We start from the raw sequence: 18,669 nt of genomic DNA on the forward strand, positions 1-18,669 counted from the left end.
AGCAAGCTACTTATAAGACTAGCGTAACTTCCCGGAAAATTAAAACCGAAAGGTACTTTGGGAAGTTACGTAAGCATGCTAAGTCTCATCCCTAACCGCTCACAACCTCATGAATCGACTCTTCGGAATTTCCCACAATCCGTCCTATCTGCACGTTTGGCTGCTGCTGCTCCGCGTTGGCGTGGCGGCCTGTATGCTCACCCACGGGTGGCCTAAGTTGATGAAAGTCCTCGGCGGCGATTTTCAATTCATGGACCCCATCGGGATCGGGGCCGCCCCGTCGCTGGTGTTGGTTACGTTCTCCGAAGCCATTTGTTCGTTCCTGATTTTGTTGGGGTTAGCTACCCGTCTGGCCACCATTCCGCTCATCATCAGCTGCTCGGTGGCGGCCCTGGTGGCCCACGCCGGCGACCCCTTCGGCAAAAAGGAGGTACTGGTGCTCTACATACTTATTTACATTACGCTGCTGGTACTGGGGGGAGGCAAGTACTCCGCCGACGCCGCCATCAGCCAAAACAAGCGCGGGTACTAGTAGGGTACTGCTGTGCGTATAGGGCCTGAGGGTAGTTTTGGCTAACTACCCCCGGGCTTTGCTTGGCCCGAAGGTAGGGTGGGGCATTCTGATTCTTAGTCCTATCTTTGCGAACTACCAGTTTTGACTAACTATGCTATTCATCGGAAAATACAATAACCTGACCGTACTGCGGCGCACCAGCGTGGGGCTTTTCCTGGGCGACGTGGAAGGCGAAGAGGTACTTTTGCCCAACAAGTACGTCACCGACACCATGCAGGAGGACGACGAGCTGCGGGTCTTTGTGTATAAAGATTCCGAAGACCGCCCCGTGGCTACCACCGAAACGCCCAAGGTAGTTCGTAATGAATTTGCCTGCCTAAAGGTAAAACAGGTCACGGCCGTGGGGGCTTTCCTGGACTGGGGCCTGGAAAAAGACCTGCTGGTGCCCTTTCGGGAGCAGTCGCGGCCCATGCAGGAGGGTGAGTGGCACATTATTTTCCTGTACCTCGACCACAAAACCCAGCGCCTGTCGGCTACGGCCAAGTGGCATAAGTACACCGAAAACGACCGCCTGAGCGTGGCCGAGGGCGACGAAGTGGAGGTGCTGGTGGCCGAAACCACCGAGCTGGGCGTGAACGTGATCGTGAACCAGTACCACCGGGGGCTTATCTACCACAACGAGCTGTTCCGGGACCTCGCCTACGGCGACACCGTGAAAGGCTACGTGAAGCGCATCCGGGAAGACAACAAGCTGGACATCAGCCTGGAAAAGCAGGGCTACGACAGCGTGGAGCCCAACGCCCAGCGCATTCTGGCGGCGCTACGCCAAAACGGCGGGTACCTGGGGCTGTCCGACAAAAGTACCCCCGAGGCCATCACGCACCAGCTGCAAATGAGCAAGAAGTTGTTCAAAAAAGCCATCGGTGGCCTCTACCGCCAGGGCGTCATCCGGATCGAAGAAGACGGCATTCGGCTGGTGGCGGAGGAGTAGGGTGCTAGGGGTTTGTAGCATGGGGCAGAGGGGTACTTTGTCGCATGGGGCAGAGGGCTTAGGGCAGAGGGGTAGTTTAGTGGTCAAATGGTAAAGTACCTATACGTTGGAGTTGCTCCTCCGGGAGGAGCTCCTCCCGGAGGAGCGCGCAAACTCCCTTTCTCCGTCGGAGAAAGGGCCGGGGATAGAGGCAAATCTTGGCATCAAGGGTACTTTTGCTCAGCTATTGAGCTGGGTGCCTTTCAGCAGGTGCTCGCGGAGCTTGTGGCGCAGCGACTCCGGCGCTAACACCCGGGTTTCGTGCGCGCTGCGGGCCAGCTCGTACACCAGCTCTTCGTTGACGATCATCCGTAGCGTTACCCGAAATTCCTCCTCGTTGTCGACGAGAATATCGTTTGTTGAAAAAGCAAAGAACGGCTGCGTTTTGAAGTACCTGCCGCGGGTGGGCGTCATGGACAGGACCACCTCCTAGGCGGGCTGGTCGTACACGGCAATGCCTAGTGCCTGCCGGAAGTACGCCTCGGCGTCGAAGGTACTTTCGACCGGCTCTTCCTCGACAAGTTGCACGGAGTCCGGCAGTACGCGGTCGAGCCCGAAGCAGCGGATGCCCCGGCGGTTGCGGGCCAGGCCCACCAGGTACCAGCGGTTGCGGTGCTCCTTCACCACGTAGGGCTCCACCAGGTACCTTTCCGGCTGACCATTCTCAAACTTCTGGTGCAGAAAATGCACCGCCCGCTGCTTCTGAATGGCCTCCAGGAAAATTTCGATCAACTGGCTACCCCGAAAGTAAGGTACCTCCTCGAAGAGCAACGCCTGCGCCGGAAGCCGCCCCGCCCGGAAGTGCACCGCCTTCTCGATTTTCTCCACCGTACTGCGGAGGTCATCGAAAAGCCCCATTTCTTTAAACTGCGTGAGGGTCTGGACGGCCCCGTAGAGGTTGCGCAGGTCGCGGTCCGAAAGAACCAGCTCCACCTGGAGGTCGAAAGGGGCCGTGTAGCGGTAGCCCCTTTGTCGGTAGTCGTACTGGAGCGGCGCTTGGTAGGCCTCGCGCAGGTACTTTAGGTCTTCTTTCAGGGTACGTTCCGAGTAGCCCGTCAGGTCCAGGAGTTCTTCCTTGGTCACGACCCGCGCGCCGCGCCAGCGGTTCAGCCGCTCGTTGATTTTGTGGAGACGCTCGTACTGATTTCGGTTTTCGGCCATTTTTTTTAAAAATAATGGAGGGAGGTACATCAAAGCTGCACGCGTGGCGGCCATCTTTGGTGAGGTAAAGGCAAAAGGACGGCCTATTTACCAGCCCCGGCCGCCGAAAAAGGGACCGTTCGATCAAATTTTATTGGAAATAATCGAGAAAAAACTGTAAACTGCCTCCATATCCATGACCCCATGCGCTTTAAACTAATCCTCCGCCCCGAAAAAGACCGACAGCACCTGCTGTTCAACTACCAGTACCCGCTCATGGCCTGGCTCTACGGCCTGCTCCACCGGGCCGACGCCGACTATGCCGCTTTCCTGCACCAGCAGGGCTACGCCGTCCCCGATCGCCGGAAGTCGTTCAAGCACTTTACTTTTTCGAGCCTGCTGATTCCGCGCATGGAGAAGCCCCGCCCCGGCGACACGTATATGGTACTTCGTTCGAGGGAAATTGAGCTGGTGGTGTCGTTCTACCTGGACCGCGCCGCCGAAGGTTTCGTAGTAGGGCTGTTCCAGAATCAACGCCTGAGTCTTTTCAATCAGCAACACCGCGCCGACTTCGTCGTGGAGCGCGTCGAGACGCTGCCCCGTACCCAGGCACAGGTACTTGAAAGTACCCCAAGCTCCGGGCCTACCAGTTTGATTTTTAGTACGTTATCGCCTTTGGTCGTAGCCGAGAAGGTTCGGGGGCTGGATCAGTACCTGGCTCCCACCGACGCCCGCTACCCGGCGCTTTTCGCCCTGAACCTCGTCGATAAGTACCGCTCCCTGGTACCTGACGCCCTGCCCGCGATGGACGCCGCCACGGCCGCGCAACTGGTGAAGTTCCGACTCCTGCCCGAGCAAAATCGCATCAAAACCCGAAAGATTGTGATCAAAGAAGGGAAAGAAGCGCAAACGAAAGTAGTTGGGTACCACCACTTTCACTTTGAAGTAACGGCCCCGCCGGAGCTGCTAGAGCTAGGGTACCTGGGCGGCTTTGGCAAGTACTGCGCCAACGGCATGGGCTGCGTAGAGGTGGTGGAGAAAGTACCGGTGGCGAGTGGGTGAGGTTAAGAAGATTTAACGTTCTTGATCTTTTTGATTAAGTCCTGTTGGCTAAGGCGTTTACCTCGGAGCTGACGAATCTCATCCCAACTCATTTCAGAGAGAGTTTTGCCGGTGATGCTATTGACCGCAGTTGTCTTGTCTGATTTCTTGCTCATTGAATTTAAAATTAATATTTCCTGCAAAATAAACAAAATAGTTCCTTTTCAAAGTAATAATTATATAGCATGATAAAAGAGCTAATCAACTTTACGCGAAACCTTGATGAGGATTTCAAGAACTTGGGCGTAAGTCCCAGAGAAGGATTACACGTTTTAATTTCCACAAAAGAAATAGACGACATTGTAAAAATAGATACTGAAAATTATCAATACGCAATGTATTCTAAAAGAATGGCAGAGGAAAGCGAATTATTGAAGCGATGTAAATTCCTCTCTCAAAATGCTTGGTGCATTGATACAAACAAATGTTTTGACCTTCCTACGAAAGCTATTCACTCCTGTTCTCCATATTTAGTAGCATTTAAAAGAGAGCATTTAAAGGGAGGAGAGAAATACAAGAAAAATGAAGAAAAGAAAAAAAAACAGGTACATGAACGCTTTGCTGAGTATTTTGCCAAAGCGGAAGCCCTATTTCCAGACGATGACAGTAAATATAAAAATCAAGTATTTCAGCTTTTTTTTAAAAGTGGAGGTTTCAATGATTTGTTGAATGAAATCTTGGAGAAAAATAGTGTCGAGAATCAAAGATTAAGTACGATTAAAGTTGATTTAGAGCAAAAAGCCAAAGACACAAAGGAAAAAAATGAAAAAGAAGAATTGAAAATGAAGATCAAAGACCTTGACAACCAACTACTTGCAGTAAAAGAATTGGAAGATAGTGATTATATACTTTTCTATCTTGACAAATCTTTAGATGAATATAAAACTGTTCATAAAAAATACTTGGCAGATAAATTATTCAATACTGATAAGTATAATACATTACCAAATGACGAAGGTTTAATTTTTGGTACAAGTAATTTTATGAATGGCTACAACAGTAGTATGCCATTTTTGACTCACCAAACTGCCAGTTTTGACATTACAGGACGTATTTCAGATGTTGATGCAAAGCATTTATTTGACTTTAAGCAAATCTTACCGAGAAAAATATTGCCTAATCCACTTCCAATTTTCATTTATCAAGATGAATTTATTAAAGATGGCAAAAAACAGACCTATGTAAGCCTTTTCAAAAATAGCGGTTTTAAAAAAGGATATAGAGAGATGTTAGACGAGCTTTGGCAAAACAATGCAAGTAATTTTGAAAATTACTACTTGCTTACTTGGCAAAACACCAAAGACGGTTTGGTTTTCCAAGACTTCGATTTTGTAAGTAAGTTTGAATATGAGCTAGAGGCACAAATTGAAAACTACTTTGAAATTCAAGAAAAAGGTGGAAAGTCTTTACATCATTATCAAAAAATCAATACTGTTTTTGCTTTTGAACAAGCCGTTTTTAAACCTTTACTTCAAAGTAAATATCTTCGTTTAGACTATTTCAATGAATTAAAAAATGAAGATTATGAGCATTTAGGAAACACTTTTCAGGCCTATTCCAAATACCGTAAAACTGTGTATGATTATGTCTATAAGTCAAAAAGACAAGGAATTGACGAGCATATTTTTTCGGATATGGTTTTTAGCCACATCAAAGATGATTTGAAGCAAAACAATGGATACAGTATCAAAGAAAAACTAAACATATGGTTTAGTCTGTATGAGGATTTTCAACCAAAAAACCATAAAAATGAAATAACAATGGCAAGTAAACTAAAACATTACCAAGTATTTGTGGCTCGCCTTTCAATGGGCGAAGCCGACACTGAGACTGCTACCGATGCAGATTTTGCCTTTGCCGCCGGGCAGGTAATAGACTATGTGTTGAATAAAAGCAAATCTGACGATAAGAGTTATCAGTTGTTGGAGCCATACCTACAACAAGCTAAGTGTCAAGAGTTCAAACGAGCGATTGCCAACGACATAGCCCGCTACAAACATGCTATCAACGACAGCGAATCGCGGTTTAAGGCTGTATGTGATTTTGTATTGACTTACGAAACTACTACCAATATGAAAGAACTTATGCCTGAAATATTGGCGGGTGTTTTTTCTAAATGTCAGTTTTTTAACAAAAAAGAGACAACCGTATCTTCTACTCAAAATAACTAATCAAGAACTTTTAAATTCAATCGAACATGAGTAATTCATTCAAAAACCGTGTATTTGGCTGTGCCATCATTAAATCAATCAACTCAAACTATAATGCTGATTTTTCACATCAACCCCGAACCTTACCGAATGGAACTGTTTATGCGACTGACAAAACATTAAAATGGTCAGTCAGGAATTATTGGAAAAAAAATCTCAATTCTAACGTTTTTTATTCAAAGACTTTTGATGAAAATATGAGTCCGAGAACATTAGATGAAACATTTGAGAGCCATTTTGGGAAAGATATTTTCAAAATTTCTGATAAGAACAAACTCAGGCTTGAAGTACTTAAAAGTATAATGAGTTATGTAGATGTTCGCCTTTTCGGAGGTACATACGCCGGTAAAACCAATATTTCTATCCACGGTGCTTGTCAGATAACACATGGGGTTAATCGTTTCAGAGAAAATGTGATTTATTCTGAGCAAATCATGTCGCCATTTAGAAACCCGAGTGAGAAAAACAACGATAGTACCATGACCACTCTCGGTACACAGTCAAAGCTGCAAGAAGGGCATTATGTGCATCACTTTTCCGTGAATCCCAGAAATATCGAAGACGATGTAAAGCTTGTGGGAGTAGATGGAATCTCGATTGATGATATTGAGAAATTGAAAGAAGGCCTGAGAAAGGGGGTGACATACTACGATTCGGCGGCGAAAGCAGGTACAGAAAACGAACTGTTGCTTTGGGTACAGTTGAAAGAAAACTCCAAATTAGTGCTTCCTTCTTTTGTGGAGTTAGTTACTGTAAAGGATGATAAAACCATTGATTTACAGAAAGTTGCTGACGTGTTAACAAAAGAACATGTGAAAGGAGAAATTGAAAAAATTGAGTTGTACTACAGTATAGGTATCACCAAAATAACCAATGAGCCTGCGAATGCAATCAAAATGGAACTTTAAATCCACAATACACAATGGAAAAATTAGTTTCGATTGAATTGAAAAGCGATTTTGGCTTTTTCAGAAAGCCTGATGCCAACAACACCGTTAATCTATCCTACAATATGCTCCATAAACCTGCCCTTTTGGGCATTTTTGGGGCTATTGTAGGCTTAGAGGGATATAAAGAAAAAGGGAAACCACCGCAATATTATGAGGTTTTTAAAAACCTAAAAATAGGTATTGAGCCGCTCGGCCACGAAAAAGGAAATTTTCAAAAAACGGTTATCAAATATTCAAATACAGTTGGTTACGCAAATAATGGCTCAACCTATTTGACCGAAGAAGCGACGCTCATTAAGCCTGGTTATCGGGTTTACGCGTTGTTGGATTTAGAGGACGATAAGCAACACTTGCTGTATGAATACCTAAAAGAGGGAAAGGCTGAATACTTGCCATATTTTGGCAAAAATGAATTCGCTGCTTGGTGGGAAGATTTTCAAGAGTATGATTATCAGTATATTGAGAAACCACTCGGTGATTTCAGAGTCAGAACTCTCTTTTTGAAACAAGAAGTCATAAAAGAACAAAAGACTGCTCCATTTCTTGATTTTACGTCTTTTTGGGAGAACGAAACTCCATTCATGTACTTTGAAAGGCTTCCCAGAGACTTTAATCTCACTTTGTTTCAGTATGATTTGGGGGATTCTGTATTTACCACTTTTGGCTTAAAGCAGTCTGCCAATATTGACAATCTTTATCATCTAACCGGTTCGGAGTATTATGTCCAACTCTTATAAAACGGTTGCCGATATTTTAAAAGCAACACCCCCTATCAACGATTTCCTGATAGACTCAGATATATATTATGCTCATATATCACCCAAAAATGCGGTTAATCCACTCCCGCCTGAAACCCTTCAAGAGCATATTGAGTTAGTGCAAAAAAAATTTGAGTTGCTCACGGAAAAGCATGGCTTAGATAGAGTTATTGATAATCTAATCCGTGATTTTCTAAACAATCAGAAGATAGAAAGTGAAAAGTTAGGTAATTTTCTCAAACGGCTTTTTGTCAATACCGTAGTCTTTCACGATTTTGGAAAGATTAACGAGAACTTTCAGGCAAGTCCCGATAAAATGAATAATCCTCATTTTAGGGGAAAAGAAAAGTCAAAAAGCGTTCTTTCAACGCATCATTCAAGTTTAGGTGCTTATTTGTTCATTGTCAAGCACATTGACGAAGCAAGAGTACAAGTAGAATCTCAGTACAACCCAATTGTTATGTTGGCTATACTGATGCTTTCGTATCCTATTTTTAAGCATCATGGTAAATATTTAAATGACGAATATAAAGATAAGATTAGCTTTACAGCCGATGAGGTGAATAGTATGAAAGTGTACGTAGCTAATTATCAGTATAAACTAGCACCTCAGATTACCGATTTACTGCCTTTGCATCTGAAAGTTGCTTTTGAAAAACTTGATACAATACCGAATTTATTAAAGCCTTTTTCTCTCTATTCATTAGTCCGTCTTAGCTTTTCATTGCTCACAGCTTCTGATTATTTAGCGTCAGGCCAGTATATGACCGGCATTGAAATAAAAGAGTTTGGCGTTTTGAGTCTAAGAAGAATCAATGAATTATTTGATTTTGTAAGTACCAGCAGTACACTTCTAAATGGCAAAGAGAACTTCAATAAAGCTACTTACCAACAAGTAGAGATTGGCTACGAACTACAAAACCCCACAAATCAGAGCAACGATAATTTGAATTTGCTACGTAAGGAAATGGCGTTGGAAGTAATTCGAAACATAAGAACCAACAGTCATAAAAACCTTTTTTACATTGAAGCTCCAACGGGTGGCGGCAAAACCAACCTTTCAATGCTGGCCGCTGTCGAACTACTAAAAGCCAGCGAGGCTGGAATAAACAAAGTTTTTTATGTTTTTCCATTCACAACGCTTATCACACAAACCTACACCGCTATTAAAGATACGCTTGGGCTAAGTGAAAACGAGGTAGTTCAACTTCACTCAAAGGCAGGATACAAGCAACAATTCGAGGAGGAGCAAAAAGATGGGGTTTATAGTGATGAAAAGAAAAACTACATTGATAACCTTTTTGTCAATTACCCATTCTGCTTGCTTTCGCACGTCAAATTCTTTGATTTGTTGAAAACCAACGAAAAAGAAGCTAACTATATGCTTCATCGATTGGCCAACTCGATTGTTGTGATTGATGAGCTTCAATCCTATGACCCGGCCCATTGGGATAAGATGCTGTATTTCATTACCCACTATGCCAAACTTTATAACATCAAATTCATCTTGATGTCTGCCACTCTACCTAAGTTAGGTAATTTGCAGGTTATTGATAAAGAGTATGTTAGCGACTTTGTTTATCTTCTGCCTAATGCCAAAAGAGATTATTTCCTAAACCCCAATTTCAGTGATCGAGTAAAGTTTAACTTTGATTTGTTTGAACGTGCAGATTTGGAGTTAGCAGAAATTGCAACAACACTTTTAGAAAAATCAAAAAAATATGCTACTTATGATTTTGGCCAACCTAAACCAAAAGGAAGTGTTTTTTGTATCATTGAGTTTATTTTCAAGAAGTCAGCAACTGAATTTTATGGAGAAATTTCTAAAATCAACGATGGTTTTTTTGATGAGATACTGTTACTTTCAGGAACAATTTTGGAACATCGGAGAAAAGAAATTATTAACCTTTTGAAAAATCCAGATACCCGAAAAAAACGAGTTTTGCTAATAACTACGCAAGTGGTGGAAGCGGGAGTAGATATTGATATGGATTTGGGCTTTAAAGACCGTTCGATGATCGACAGTGAAGAACAATTAGCAGGTCGTATCAATCGAAATGTCAATAAGAAAGAATGTACTTTATATCTCTTTAACTACAACAAAGAGCGGATAATTTACGGGCAGGATTTACGCTATCAAGAGACAAAGAAGTTGAAAACGGCTGATTACCAGCATATTTTATCTAATAAAGACTTTGATTTTTTGTACAACTCAGTATTTGCGAAAATAAACTTTTGGGATAATTCTGATAAAATCAGCAATGAAAATCATAACGGGCAATTGAAGTTTTATCGTTCTAAAATTGAAAATCTACATTTCAAATCAGTTCATTGGGATTTTAAAATAATAGAACAGAACAATATTTCATGTTTTATTCCGCTTGACATCCCGATTGAAGTAGAAGGAGTTGTCAAGGGCGTTAAAGATATAATTTTTTCAAAAAACGAATTGACTTTTTTAAAGATTCATGGTATAGAGCCAAATCATGATTACTGCATTAATGGTGCACAAGTCTTTAACCTGTATGTGTCTTTTATTCAAAATAAGCGAGAGTTTGTACAGCAAAAAATTGGGGAGAAAATTTTACAGGGTATTATGTCAAACTTTATTTTTTCATTATTTGCCACTAAGAATTTAGAAGCTCAAATTATTCATTTTTCAGATGAATTTAAAAGTGATTTTGGTTATAAATATATTGAATTTTGGAAGGATTTTTATGATGTAAATTTTGGTATGGATGGAGATAGATTTAATAGTAACGAGACTCAATTTCTGTGACTTAATTCTTTTAAACAAATATTTGATTGACAGATATTTGCAAAACTTAAGAGTGATTAACCGAGGTATTTTCTTAACTGCCCTAGCCCCATGCATTACCCCAACCGCCTCTCTTCCGGTGCAAACAACATTGTCATAGCCCTTTCGGACACGGAAGTAGCCAAGCTATTTGTAGGCGATACCCGCTCGGACCTGGGCTCAGAGGCCGAAAAAATGAGATTTGCCAACGGGATAAACGGATTGGTTGTGGAGTTTGTAAGGCTGGATTATAGCGAGGAGCTAGTGGCGGAAATGCTGGTTATGGAGCGCTTGAAACCCATAGACTACCGGGCCTATGAAGTAGAACGCCGGGAATTATGGCTGGATGTATTCGAAGACGAGCTGAACGAACTGCACCGGGCGGGTTTTGTGCATCGCTCCCTCAAACGTCCGTCGGGAATTGGGGGGCAGTACTTTGATAATATTCTGCTGACCGAAAAAGGCTTACGATTGATCGACGTAGGAATCTCGGCGTTGCGGGAGCAGGTAGGGGAAAAAATATTTGCCAAGTACCTGGAAACCGAGCGGCAGGAGATGGCCGCCTTTCGGGACTATTTTCTAAACCGCTAACCTCTAATGAACATCAACGCTACGCTTATCAACCTGTACCACGTTTGCCAGCGGGAAATGTGGCTGCACGCGCACGTGATCCGGATGGAGCATACCTCAGACGTGGTGTACGAAGGCAAGCTGATCGGCGAGACGACCTACCCACAGCGGGCCGAGCGCTACACGGAAGTGGAGCTGTCGCTGGAGCCGGAGGTACCGGACGGCGCGCGCCTGACGGCCAAGATCGACTTCTACGACCCGCACCGGGGCGTGGTACACGAGGTGAAGAAGTCGGCGGCGAAGGAGCAGGCGCACGTGGCTCAGGTGCAATTTTACCTGTATCTGCTGCGCAAAAACCAGATCAAGGCCGAGTACGGGCTCATCGAGTACCCCAAGCTCCGCCAGACCGAGCGCGTGGAGCTGAGCGTGGCGGACGAAGCCCAGCTGGAAGGCTGGATCGCGGAGGCGGGTCGGATCATCGCGACGGAGCAGTGCCCGCCGCTGCTGGCGAAATCAAAATGCCGCTCGTGTAGCTACTACGATTTTTGCTGGTCTTCAGAGCCAGCGTCGTAGCGTTGACGTCCATTGGAGGTAATCCCATAATCCCTAATTCACACTAATCCAGGATCGTATGAAGAAAACCTACTACCTCTTTAACCCCGGCCGGATGTCGCGCCACGACAATACGCTTTGTTTCACGCCCGTCGACGAAGAGGGGCGGGAGGGCCCGGCCCGGCACATCCCGGTAGAAGGCGTGGACAACTTCTACTGCTTCGGGAGCCTCGACGCCAACAGTGCCCTGTACAACTTCCTGGGCAAGCACCAGGTGGCCGTTCATTTTTTCGACTACTACGAGCACTATACAGGTTCGTTCATGCCCAAAGACTACCTGCTGGCGGGCAAAATGCAGGTGGAACAAACGCGCCACTACCTCTCCGCCGCTAAGCGCATGGCGCTGGCCCGCAAGCTTGTAGAGGGGGCGGCTTTCAACATGACTAAAAACCTCAGGTACTACCAGAGCCGGGCCAAAGAAGTGACGGCCTTTCTGACGCGCATGGAAGGGTACGCGCCGCTGATTGGCCCCTGCACGCGGGTGGACGAGCTGATGGGCATCGAGGGTAATCTGCGGCAGGCTTACTACGATGCCTTCGGGGTGATCATCAACGACTTCGAGATGGGCGGGCGCAGCCGACAGCCGCCCCGCAACGAGGTCAATACCCTGATTTCGTTCGGCAATATGCTCTGCTACACCGTTTGCCTGGACCAGATTTACCACACCCAGCTCAATCCGACCATCAGTTTCCTGCACGAGCCGGGGGCGCGGAGGTACTCCCTGGCGCTGGATTTGGCCGAAATCTTCAAGCCGCTGCTCGTGGACCGGACCATCTTCAGTATGCTCAACCGCAAGCAGATCCAGGCGTCGGACTTCCGGCAGGAAATGAACCGCTGCACGCTGAAGGAGGGTGCGCGCAAGGCCTTTGTGCAGGCCTTCGACGAGCGCCTGAAGGAGACCTTCAAGCACCGGAGCCTGGGCCGGAGCGTCAGCTACAAGCACCTCATCAAGCTGGAGTGCTACAAACTGCAAAAACACCTGCTGGGCATTGAGGAGTACCGGCCCTTTAAGATGCTGTGGTAGGGGATTTAAGTTAGGAGTTTAGAGTTTATGATTTTAGTAGGCAACGTGCTGAAATATAGCGAATAGACATGTACGTAATACTGGTGTATGACATAGGCGAGAAGCGGGTGGGCAAGATGCTCAAGCACTGTCGCAAGTACCTCAACTGGATTCAGAATTCGGTATTCGAGGGCGAGATCACCGAAGTAAAGCTCAAAGAAATGGTAGGGGAGGCCAAGCGGATCATGCGCGAAGACGAGGATAGTTTGATTATCTTTAAGAGCCGCGACGAGCGCTGGCTCGACAAGCAAGTCATCGGCCAAGAGCGCATGAGTACCGACCATTTTTTGTAAGGCAAAAGTCGTCGAGGAACCGACGAAGACGTTCGTTGACGTACTGTTTACCTTTATAATTCGGCCCTAAATGGCCTAAGGCCTTGGTGATCAGGCGTCGTCGATCTCTAGGGGAAATCGTATCATTCCCCATCGACGATTTTTACTTTCAAAAACTCCCAAAAAAAGTGCTTGCTTTGCGCTAACAGCGCCGTTTTCGCAACGGCCTTCAATAGTACCTTACTGGAATTGAAATGGTGCAGGCAGTTGCCGCAGATGCTGGCATCGGCCAGCCTTCAATAGTACCTTACTGGAATTGAAATAGATCACCGACAAGCACCTGGACGAGCTCCATAGCTCCTTCAATAGTACCTTGCTGGAATTGAAATTGGGCGGGGGCGATTTCTAGGAACTGAATTTCGCTCCTTCAATAGTACCTTGCTGGAATTGAAATAATCGCTTTGGTTGGTTAAAAAGCACGTCTCCAACCTTCAATAGTACCTTACCAAAATTGAAAGGCCTCTGATCTTGTAAGTGATGGCAATGGGTAGGGAGCGGGCGGTCTGGAAGAAGTGAATAAAAAGAGAACGAAGGATTAGGGAAGCGCTATTTTTGAAAAAAGCAGCTGAGGTGAATGGGGCGTGCGTCAAGGCACCCACGAAAAAAATAGGGAGGAGCTAAATCGTCCGCGCGGTAGCGGATCATTGTATTTTTTGCCTACTTTTAGTTCCAGCTGAATAAAGTGTAAAATCATTGGGTATGAATCAAATAATCAGTCGAAAGCATTTCTTGGGTCTCATGTTGCTGCTGACCACCGGATCATTCATTCAGGATACGCCCGCTACCAAGTCTGCGGCTCGTATGCGCGTGTCGCCGGCCTTCCCGGCCCTGACTTTCGCCTACCCCGTGGACCTCACCCACGCCAACGACGGCTCGAAGCGTTTGTTTGTGGTGGAACAGCAGGGGTTTGTTAAAGTATTTGAGAATAAGCGCGACGTCGCTACGGCGCAGGAGTTTCTCAACATACGGTCCAAGGTAAGCTACGGCGGCGAAGCGGGCTTACTGGGGCTGGCCTTTCACCCCGATTTTAAAACCAACGGCTACTATTTTTTGAACTACACCCGAAAAACACCCCAACGCCTCGAGACCGTCATTGCGCGCTACAAGGTTGATGCCGCCAATATAAACCGGACCGACGCGGCTTCGGAAACCATCTTGCTGGCCTTTGAGCAGCCCTACGACAACCACAACGGCGGCAGCATCAAGTTTGGCCCGGATGGGTACCTGTACATCGCGACGGGCGACGGCGGCAGCTGGGGCGACCCGTCGGATAACGGGCAGAACAAAAGCGCCTGGCTGGGGAAAATTCTCCGGATCGACGTGAACTCAACCGAAAAAGGCCATTACGGCATTCCGGCCGACAACCCCTTTCGGGGCAATCAGGAGGGTTTCCGGGAGGAGGTGTACGCCTACGGGCTCAGGAACCCCTGGCGCATTAGTTTTGATCCCGAAACCAGTACCCTCTGGGCGGGCGACGTGGGCCAGAACAAACGCGAAGAGATTGACGTGATTGTGAAGGGCGGCAACTACGGCTGGCGGAGGAAGGAAAGCATCGACTGCTACAAACCCGCCCGCGACTGCGCCGACCCGGCCTTCATCGACCCGATCCTGGATATGCCCCAGGCCAACGGCGAGCGTTCGATCACGGGCGGCTTTGTGTACCGCGGGAAAAAGCACCCCTCGCTACGGGGCAAGTACATCTTTGGTGACTACGTGAGCGGACGGGTGTTTGCTCTGGAAACCAAAAACGGCAAGGCCGTGCAGCACGAAGTGCTGGCCGATCAGGTTGGGCAGATTTCGTCCTTTGGCGTCGATGAGGAAAATGAGCTGTATATCTGTAATCATGGGACCGGGAAAATTCTTACCTTAGTCCAGCAATAATTTTTTTCAGCAACGAGCTTGGAAAGGAAGGTACCTGACGGGTGTAGGAGTTCGACTCTCCTTCGGGATGCCAATTCCCGACTACCCCTTTTTCTGATTTTCTCCAAATAGTATTTTCCGAAAAGTACCTTCGTTTTTTTAGCATGCCCCATGCCCGCGCAAGTACCTCTTAGCGCACAAAAGCGGTGGTCGTGGTGGCCAGGGCATCCTGGAGCCAGGCGGGGTGGTGCTGGGCCAGGTCGGTGGGTAGGGCGTCGGGCGCAAAAAAACGGATCTCCTGGGTTTCTTCGTTGGCAAAATCCGCCCTGGGCGGGCTGAGCAGCGCGGCCTCAAAGTAGGTGGTGACGTACTGCACGCGGCGGTGCGGGTAGGTGTAGGTTTGGGAGTCGGGCTGCGAATACACGCCAATGAGGCGCGTAAGCTGGGCTTTGGCACCGGTTTCTTCCCAAATCTCGCGCAAGATGGCCTGCTCTACACTCTCACCAAACTCCACGTGCCCCGATAGGAGCCCCCAGCGGCCCACGTCGCGGCGGCGCTGGAGCAGGATGCCCCCCTGATCATTGAAAATAATGGCCGCCACGGCGGGCAAAATGGCTTGTACGGAGGTAGTTGGCATGGGTAGTTGGGACAAAAAATGAAGTACCTGCGCAGCCAAAGGTACGGATTCTTCTTTTCTTTATTTCTTCCTAGTTTTAGCGGAGGCGCTGGCAGAGGAGGCAAAGTACCCCAAAACAATCCCCGTTTACGCGCAGTTTAGGATAGAAGTTCTGCCGTTTGGTGGGCCAATACTGCCTGATTAGCCATTATTGATGAAAGAAAAAACGATTGCGATTGTGGGCGGAGGAGCCAGCGGGGTTTCTACCTTTATCCACCTGGTGCTAAAACTGATCGTGAACCCGGTACCTGGCCGGGTGACGCTGATACTGATTGAGAAAAAGGAGGAAGTGGGCCCCGGCCTGGCCTACGATACCAGCCAGCAGGGCCACCTGCTCAATACTTCGGCGGGTTTGATGGGGATCTTTGCCGAAGAACCCCACCACTTTGTGGAGTGGATGCAGGCCCGGCCGGACTACATTTCCGAAAAGTACCCCGGCACCAAGATCCACGCCGACGCCTACCCGCCCCGCAGCCTCTACGGCGACTACCTCAAAGAAACCCTGCACGAGTACGTAGCACTGGCCCGGCAGCACGGGCTGGAGGTACAGCTCCGCCACGACGAGGCCATCGACGCCGAGGTATCCGAAGCGCGCGTGGTCCTTCAGCTCGCCTCGGGGCTGTCGGTGCGGGCCGACGCCGTGGTGCTGGCTACGGGTACCCCCGAGGCCAATAATTTTAAGCACCTGGAAAAATCGCCCAGGTACCTGGACTCGCCCTGGCCCGCCCGCCGGATTTTGGACACCGTGGCCTCGCCCGATGCGACGGTGAGTATCCTGGGAGCAAGCCTGACGGCCATCGACGCGGTCATTACGCTCACCAACAACGGCCACGGTGGCCCCATCCGGATGTACTCCAAGGACGGCCTGCTGCCGCGGGTGCAGTCGCCGCAGGAGGTACCTTTCGAGCGCCAGTTCCTGACGATGGAGAATATCCGGAAAACCATCCGGGAGCAGCGCCGCCCGCTGCGGGTCAAGGACCTCTGGCGGTTGTTCAAGGCCGAGGCCGAGCGCATCCTGGGCCCGCAGGACGACTGGACGAAGTTTGACCGCGTGGACAAGCCGCAGCTCAAGCTGCTGCGCGAAGACCTGGAGCTGGCCCTGCGGGGCGAAAATTGCGTTGCTAATATCCTTTTCTCGACCCGCTACGACTCCTTCGACGTATGGAAGCTCCTGCCTACCGACCAGAAGATATTATTTACCAAAACCCTGAAAGCGTACAGTGACATCAACCGCCACTCCATCCCGGTGGAGAACGCCCGCAAGCTGATCAGCCTGCTGGAGTCGGGGCAGCTGTCGGTCACGGCCCACCTCGATGAGGTGGATTGGCACGAAACCGAAGGTACCTTTACGCTACAAACCGAGCGGGAAGGTACCCAGCGGGCCGACTACGTCATCAACGCCACGGGTACCGCCGCGGCCGTTGAGAAGATGAACATCCCTCTGCTCCAGCAGCTTTTGAAGAAAAAACACCTCGTGCCCAATCCCGCCGGGGGCGTGCGCGCCGACGTCCACACCATGCAGCTGGAAGTACCCGGCCAGCCATTGGCCCCCCTCTACGGCATCGGGCACCTGCTGGTGGGGGAGCTCTTTGATACCAACGCCGTGTGGTTTAACGTAGCCCGCGTCGATTTCATGACCAACGACATTTTACTCCGCCTGGCCGATGGACGTTCTTAAAGAGTTACTGACCAGCGTAGTACCCCTCTACGTCTTTATCCTGATCGGGTACGGTGCCAGCCGCTGGTGGGGGCTGAAGAGTCAGGTCATTTCCAAGATCCTGCTTTACTTCCTCATTCCGTTGGTGATTTTTGAAAATATCCTGAAAGCGGAGTTGGATCAATTCCTGATTGTGGCGGCCATCATCTTTTTGCTGGCGGCGCTCATGAATATACCCGCCCAGGTAGCCAGCAAGTACCTGGATACGGACCTGAATAAGAATATTTTACGGTGTTCCTATTCCTACTTCAACGTCGGGTGGTTCGGGATTCCGGTCGTGATGGCGCTGTTTGGTGAAGAACAAATGCCGCTCATCATCAGCGCTTACATGGGCAATGTCTTTTACGGCGATACCATTGGCTACTACCTGGTGTCGCGCAGCAAGGACCTGCCCGTGAGCGACTCCGTGAAGAATGTCCTGAAGATCCCGGCCATCTACGCCTGCGTGGCGGCCATCGTGGCCAACCTGCTGGGCCTCGAACTACCCGACACCCTGGAGCCCGTGATGAAAGGGGCCAGCTGGACGCTCTCGGCCCTGGGGATGCTGATCATCGGCATTACCCTCACCCAGGTGAAGCTCAAGGAGCTGGATTACGCCTTTTTTGGAAAGCTCATGGCCCTGCGCTACGTGGCCGCGGCGGTGCTGATGGGCGCGCTGGTGCTGGCCGAAATGGGACTCTTTTCTCAGCTCGAAGGCGACGAGCAAAAGCTCCTGCTCCTGATTCCGACGTTCCCCATTGCGGCTAACCTGGTGGTGTTCGCTTCATTTCTGGACGTCGAAACCGAAAATTCTTCCGTCATCGTGGCGCTTTCGTCGCTCATTTCGCTGGTGCTGGTGCCGGTAGTGTGTATGTTGTTGTTTCAGTAATACTTTGTAAACAAGGTACTTGACACTCCGGGTGTTTTATTCTGGTTTCTTGCTGTTCCTGAATGAAAACAAGACTTTCACGGCACTTAGGATTTTTATAAAGCTACTCATGAAGCTAAAAAGTACTTTTTGCGGTATTACAAGATTCCGGCGGAATCACACGGTTTTTCGGCCCGTACGACCACGCCGTGCCCGTACGGGCCGGGTTACTTTGCTTTTATATCTCCATAAACAAGTAAAGTCGCTGCCACGGGGGCCTTTACCAATCAATTCACAGACCTATATCGGCCAATGAAGCCCACGAGCCAGTGCTTGTTCGGGTAGGGGTTATTCCAACGAAGGGGGCTATCCTGGTGTCGTCATTTCCAAACGACTTTATCCTTACTTGCTCATGCTGAAAAAGTAGCCAGGGTACTTTTTTTGGAAAAAATACAATATACTTACGGTTTGATTTCAGGTACTGGAAATAAT

17 protein-coding genes are annotated in these 18,669 nt (G+C 48.2%); 14 read left to right on the forward strand and 3 right to left on the reverse strand.

Features of this window, described 5'->3' with window-relative positions:
• Nucleotides 1-109: 109 nt before the first annotated feature.
• Nucleotides 110-532, forward strand: a complete 423-nt coding sequence (locus HNQ92_RS05485) for a DoxX family protein (protein ID WP_184172016.1) — start codon at nt 110-112, stop codon at nt 530-532.
• Nucleotides 533-665: 133 nt separating this feature from the next.
• Nucleotides 666-1,505, forward strand: coding sequence for a CvfB family protein (locus tag HNQ92_RS05490; protein WP_184172017.1), 840 nt, complete (start codon nt 666-668; stop codon nt 1,503-1,505).
• A 219-nt stretch (nt 1,506-1,724) separates the two neighbouring features.
• Here HNQ92_RS05490 and HNQ92_RS29255 read toward each other — a convergent pair whose 3' ends face one another.
• Entirely contained in the window at nt 1,725-1,970 is a 246-nt protein-coding gene (locus tag HNQ92_RS29255; RefSeq protein WP_460885355.1) for a WCX domain-containing protein, read from the reverse strand.
• Between the two features lie 3 nt (nt 1,971-1,973).
• A complete protein-coding gene (locus tag HNQ92_RS05500; RefSeq protein WP_184172022.1) occupies nt 1,974-2,705 on the reverse strand; it encodes a helix-turn-helix transcriptional regulator in 732 nt (243 codons plus the stop codon).
• 183 nt (nt 2,706-2,888) lie between these two features.
• Here HNQ92_RS05500 and cas6 point away from each other — a divergent pair, with 183 nt between their 5' ends.
• The 10 genes from cas6 to HNQ92_RS05550 all read left to right on the forward strand — a co-directional run bounded on the left by cas6 (nt 2,889) and on the right by HNQ92_RS05550 (nt 14,958).
• On the forward strand, nt 2,889-3,746 hold the full coding sequence (cas6, locus tag HNQ92_RS05505) for a CRISPR-associated endoribonuclease Cas6 (protein ID WP_184172024.1): 858 nt from the start codon (nt 2,889-2,891) through the stop codon (nt 3,744-3,746).
• 224 nt (nt 3,747-3,970) lie between these two features.
• Nucleotides 3,971-5,956, forward strand: coding sequence for a hypothetical protein (locus HNQ92_RS05510; RefSeq protein ID WP_184172026.1), 1,986 nt, complete (start codon nt 3,971-3,973; stop codon nt 5,954-5,956).
• 26 nt (nt 5,957-5,982) lie between these two features.
• A complete protein-coding gene (locus HNQ92_RS05515; protein WP_184172028.1) occupies nt 5,983-6,903 on the forward strand; it encodes a type I CRISPR-associated protein Cas7 in 921 nt (306 codons plus the stop codon).
• Nucleotides 6,904-6,917: 14 nt separating this feature from the next.
• Nucleotides 6,918-7,682, forward strand: coding sequence for a CRISPR-associated protein Cas5 (gene cas5, locus HNQ92_RS05520; RefSeq protein WP_184172030.1), 765 nt, complete (start codon nt 6,918-6,920; stop codon nt 7,680-7,682).
• Nucleotides 7,666-10,482 (forward strand): CRISPR-associated helicase Cas3', encoded by a 2,817-nt coding sequence (gene cas3 / locus HNQ92_RS05525; RefSeq protein ID WP_184172032.1) that lies wholly within the window; start codon nt 7,666-7,668, stop codon nt 10,480-10,482. The genes cas5 and cas3 overlap by 17 nt, the downstream gene beginning before the upstream one ends.
• A 90-nt stretch (nt 10,483-10,572) precedes the next feature.
• Nucleotides 10,573-11,091: a hypothetical protein gene (locus HNQ92_RS05530; RefSeq protein ID WP_184172034.1), complete on the forward strand. Its 519-nt coding sequence runs from the start codon at nt 10,573-10,575 to the stop codon at nt 11,089-11,091.
• 6 nt (nt 11,092-11,097) lie between these two features.
• Nucleotides 11,098-11,643, forward strand: a complete 546-nt coding sequence (gene cas4, locus HNQ92_RS05535; protein ID WP_184172036.1) for a CRISPR-associated protein Cas4 — start codon at nt 11,098-11,100, stop codon at nt 11,641-11,643.
• A 58-nt stretch (nt 11,644-11,701) separates the two neighbouring features.
• Complete coding sequence (cas1b, locus tag HNQ92_RS05540; RefSeq protein ID WP_184172038.1) at nt 11,702-12,706, forward strand: type I-B CRISPR-associated endonuclease Cas1b; 1,005 nt, start codon at nt 11,702-11,704, stop codon at nt 12,704-12,706.
• A 68-nt stretch (nt 12,707-12,774) separates the two neighbouring features.
• Nucleotides 12,775-13,038: a CRISPR-associated endonuclease Cas2 gene (gene cas2 / locus HNQ92_RS05545; protein ID WP_184172040.1), complete on the forward strand. Its 264-nt coding sequence runs from the start codon at nt 12,775-12,777 to the stop codon at nt 13,036-13,038.
• A gap of 738 nt (nt 13,039-13,776) precedes the next feature.
• Complete coding sequence (locus HNQ92_RS05550) at nt 13,777-14,958, forward strand: PQQ-dependent sugar dehydrogenase (RefSeq protein WP_246439705.1); 1,182 nt, start codon at nt 13,777-13,779, stop codon at nt 14,956-14,958.
• 169 nt (nt 14,959-15,127) lie between these two features.
• Here the strand turns inward: HNQ92_RS05550 and HNQ92_RS05555 are convergent, their stop codons facing one another.
• On the reverse strand, nt 15,128-15,574 hold the full coding sequence (locus HNQ92_RS05555) for an NUDIX domain-containing protein (RefSeq protein WP_184172042.1): 447 nt from the start codon (nt 15,572-15,574) through the stop codon (nt 15,128-15,130).
• 193 nt (nt 15,575-15,767) lie between these two features.
• On the opposite strand from HNQ92_RS05555, the gene HNQ92_RS05560 reads away from it, so the two are divergent.
• Complete coding sequence (locus HNQ92_RS05560) at nt 15,768-17,291, forward strand: FAD/NAD(P)-binding protein (protein WP_184172044.1); 1,524 nt, start codon at nt 15,768-15,770, stop codon at nt 17,289-17,291.
• A complete protein-coding gene (locus HNQ92_RS05565) occupies nt 17,278-18,198 on the forward strand; it encodes an AEC family transporter (protein WP_184172046.1) in 921 nt (306 codons plus the stop codon). Before HNQ92_RS05560 ends, HNQ92_RS05565 begins: the two co-directional genes overlap by 14 nt.
• The last annotated feature ends 471 nt before the right edge of the window (nt 18,199-18,669 follow it).

Source organism: Rhabdobacter roseus (assembly GCF_014202275.1).
GTDB lineage: Bacteria > Bacteroidota > Bacteroidia > Cytophagales > Spirosomataceae > Rhabdobacter > Rhabdobacter roseus.